The following is a 3,546-nucleotide window of genomic DNA, read 5'->3' as shown; positions in this document are numbered from 1 at the left end:
GTCGAGATCGGCGATGAGGACTACGGCCGCGAGATGATCGAGTACGGCTTCGCGATCGCCCGCTACGACTCACGTACCGGCCAGCCCCACGATCGCGAGGACGAGTACTGGGAGGTTGACGCGCGCGTGGACCACCTCTGTCCGGAGTTCGACGGCGCGGCGGGCTGACCAGCAGCCCGGGTGCGCTACCCCTGGTAGTGCGTGCCGTGCACCGCGTGCGGCTCGATCGCGGCGATCTCGTCGTCGGTGAGCGCAGGGAAGTCGAGCGCCGCCACCGTGTTGCGCAGCTGGCCGGCGCTCGACGCGCCCACGAGGGCAGAGGTCACGTGGTCGCCGCGCAGCACCCACTGGATCGCGAGCTGCGCCAGCGACTGGCCGCGCGAAGCGGCGATGTCGTTGAGCGCGCGTGCCCGGTTCAGGTAGGTCTCCGAGAGCTGGTTCTCGCCCAGGAACTGCGAGTGCGTGACGCGGGAACCCTCGGGCACGCCCTGGAGGTAGCGGTCGGTCAGCAGACCCTGGGCGAGCGGCGAGAACACGATCGAGCCCACGCCCTCGTCCTCGAGCGTGCCGATGAGCGCCTCCTCGGGCGAGCGCTCGAACATCGAGTACGAGAACTGGTGGATCAGCAGCGGCGTACCCAGGTCGCGCAGGATCGAGATCGCCGTGCGGGTGTCCTCGGCGCCGTAGTTCGAGATGCCGGCGTAGAGCGCCTTGCCCGACCGCACCGCCTGGTCCAGCGCCATCATCGACTCCTCGATGGGCGTGTCCGGGTCCGGGCGGTGGTGGTAGTAGATGTCCACGTAGTCGAGGCCCATGCGGGTGAGGGACTGGTCGAGCGAGCTCAGCAGGGTCTTGCGCGAGCCCCACTCGCCGTAGGGCCCCGGCCACATGTAGTAGCCGGCCTTCGTCGAGACGATGATCTCGTCGCGGTAGGGCTTGAGGTCCTGCGCGAACAGCCGCCCGAAGTTCTCCTCCGCGCTGCCGGGGGGCGGGCCGTAGTTGTTCGCGAGGTCGTAGTGCGTCACGCCCAGGTCGAACGCGGTGCGGAGCGTCTCGCGCATGACGTCGGCGTTGTTCGCGCCGCCGAAGTTGTGCCACAGGCCCAGGCTCACGCCAGGAAGACGCAGCCCGGAGCGTCCGGAGCGTCGGTACTGCATGGTCTCGTAGCGGGCGTCGTTGGCCACAAAGGGGTCGTGAGTCATGGCTCCAGCGTACGGCCGATGCGCGGGTCGGCTTCCGCGATCGCGCCGCGGGCAGGGCATAGGCTGGCCACGGCTAGGTTCCGACCAGGGAGGACGCCCATGGACGCAGCACTCTGGGTCGCAGTCATCGCGCTCGCGGCCGTCTTCATTCCCTCCGGCTTCGTGCACGCCGTGCGCGGCAAGAAGCGTGCCGCCGAGCTCGGTCAGGAGTGGGTCAACGACTTCTCCGATCAGCAGGTGCGGTTGATCGGCGTCGCGGAGATCGTCGGATCGCTCGCGGTGCTGGTGTTCCCGATGGTCGGCTTCATCCCGTGGGTGGTGCCCATCGCCGCGTTGGGCCTCATGGTCCTGGGCTTCGGCGGCGCGTTCGTCCACATCCGCCGGGGTGACCCGCTGGCCAACACCACGGTACCGGCGCTGCTCGGGGTGATCGCGCTGATCGTGTTCGTGGGCCGCATCGGCGCCTTCTCGTTCGGCAGCTAGCTCACCCTCCGCGAGCGAAATGGGCCCGAATCGCTCACCTACGCGCTTAGGCGAGCGAAATGGGCCCATTTCGCTCGGGTTGCGGGGAGCAGAAAGGCCCGGCCACCGCGAACGGTGACCGGGCCTTCCGTGAAGTGTCGAGCGGCTACTCGCCGGGCGCGTGGCGCATGGGCTCCTCGCCGTCGCCCTCGTCGTTCTCGGACGGCGCCTCGGCAGCGGGGCCGCCCACGCGGACCTGCGGGTCCTCGCCCAGCGGCTCGTTCACGACGTCGTCGCGGTCGATGCCCTCGAACGAGAACTCGCCCAGGATGCCTTCGCCCTCGGCGTCGACGCGGACGATCTGGCCCGCCGTGACCTCGCCGAAGAGGATCTTCTCCGACAGCGGGTCCTCGATCTCGCGCTGCAGCGCACGACGCAGCGGTCGCGCGCCCAGCACGGGGTCGTAGCCCTTCTCCGCGAGCAGCTTCTTGGCCGCCTCGGTGAGCTCGACGCCCATGTCCTTGTCCTTCATGCGCTCGTCGAGGCGGGCGACCATCAGGTCGACGATCTCGATGATCTCGTCCTGCGTGAGCTGCGGGAAGACCACGACGTTGTCGACGCGGTTGAGGAACTCGGGCTTGAAGTGCTCCTTGAGCTTGCCGTTGACCAGCTTGACCATCTCGTCGTAGGTGTGGCCGGTCTCCGACTGCACCGAGAAGCCCGTCGCCTGGCGGCGCGAGATCGTGTCCGCACCCAGGTTCGTGGTCATGATGATGATGGTGTTCTTGAAGTTCACCTCGCGGCCCTGGGCGTCGGTCAGCTTGCCGTCCTCCAGGATCTGGAGCAGCGAGTTGAAGATGTCCGGGTGGGCCTTCTCGACCTCGTCGAACAGCACCACGGAGAACGGCTTGCGACGCACCTTCTCGGTGAGCTGGCCGCCCTCCTCGAAGCCCACGTAGCCGGGAGGCGCACCGAACAGGCGCGCCACGGTGTGCTTCTCGCCGTACTCGGACATGTCGAGCGAGATCAGCGCGTCCTCGTCGCCGAACAGGAACTCCGCGAGCGCCTTGGCCAGCTCGGTCTTTCCCACGCCGGTGGGGCCGGCGAAGATGAACGAGCCTCCGGGGCGCTTGGGGTCCTTCAGGCCCGCGCGGGTGCGGCGGATCGACTGGGACAGGACCTTGATGGCCTGCTCCTGGCCGATCACGCGCTTGTGCAGCTCGGACTCCATCTGCAGGAGGCGGCTGGACTCGTCCGAGGACACGCGCGTCACCGGCACGCCGGTCGACATCGCGAGGACCTCGGCGATCAGGTCCTCGTCCACCACGGCGGCGACGTCGAGGTCTCCCGACTTCCAGGCCTGCTCCTTCTCCGAGCGCTCCTCGGACAGGCGACGCTCGACGTCGCGCAGCGAGGCGGCCTTCTCGAAGTCCTGCTCGTCGATCGCGGACTCCTTGTCGCGACGCACGTTCGCGATCTTGTCGTCCAGGTCACGCAGCTCGGGCGGGCTGGTCATGCGGCGGATGCGCAGGCGCGCCCCCGCCTCGTCGATGAGGTCGATGGCCTTGTCCGGCAGGAAGCGGTCGGAGATGTAGCGGTCGGCCATCTGCGCGGCGGCCACGATCGCGTCGTCCGTGATGGTGACGCGGTGGAACGCCTCGTAGCGGTCGCGCAGTCCCTTGAGGATCTCGATCGCGTGCGACAGTTCGGGCTCTGGCACCTGGATGGGCTGGAAGCGGCGCTCGAGCGCGGGGTCCTTCTCGACGTGCTTGCGGTACTCGTCGAGCGTGGTCGCGCCGATGGTCTGCAGCTCACCGCGGGCGAGCATGGGCTTGAGGATCGACGCGGCGTCGATCGCACCCTCGGCCGCACCGGCGCCCAC

3 protein-coding genes are annotated in these 3,546 nt (G+C 68.7%); 1 reads left to right on the top strand and 2 read right to left on the bottom strand.

All coding sequences use genetic code 11. The annotated features are described in order from the left end of the window. Window positions 1-185: 185 nt before the first annotated feature. Entirely contained in the window at window positions 186-1,202 is a 1,017-nt protein-coding gene (locus QZ483_RS13170) for an aldo/keto reductase (RefSeq protein WP_297084765.1), read from the bottom strand. A 99-nt stretch (window positions 1,203-1,301) separates the two neighbouring features. Between QZ483_RS13170 and QZ483_RS13165 the strand changes: the two genes are divergently transcribed. Further along, window positions 1,302-1,685, top strand: coding sequence for a DoxX family protein (locus QZ483_RS13165; RefSeq protein WP_297084763.1), 384 nt, complete (start codon window positions 1,302-1,304; stop codon window positions 1,683-1,685). A 145-nt stretch (window positions 1,686-1,830) separates the two neighbouring features. Here QZ483_RS13165 and QZ483_RS13160 read toward each other — a convergent pair. After that, window positions 1,831-3,546 (bottom strand): ATP-dependent Clp protease ATP-binding subunit (locus QZ483_RS13160; protein WP_297084762.1); only part of this gene is annotated, 1,716 nt, incomplete at its 5' end.

Origin of the sequence: uncultured Demequina sp. (assembly GCF_913055775.1) — a bacterium.
Classification (GTDB): domain Bacteria; phylum Actinomycetota; class Actinomycetes; order Actinomycetales; family Demequinaceae; genus Demequina.
This window is presented reverse-complemented; position numbering and strand designations above follow the sequence as displayed.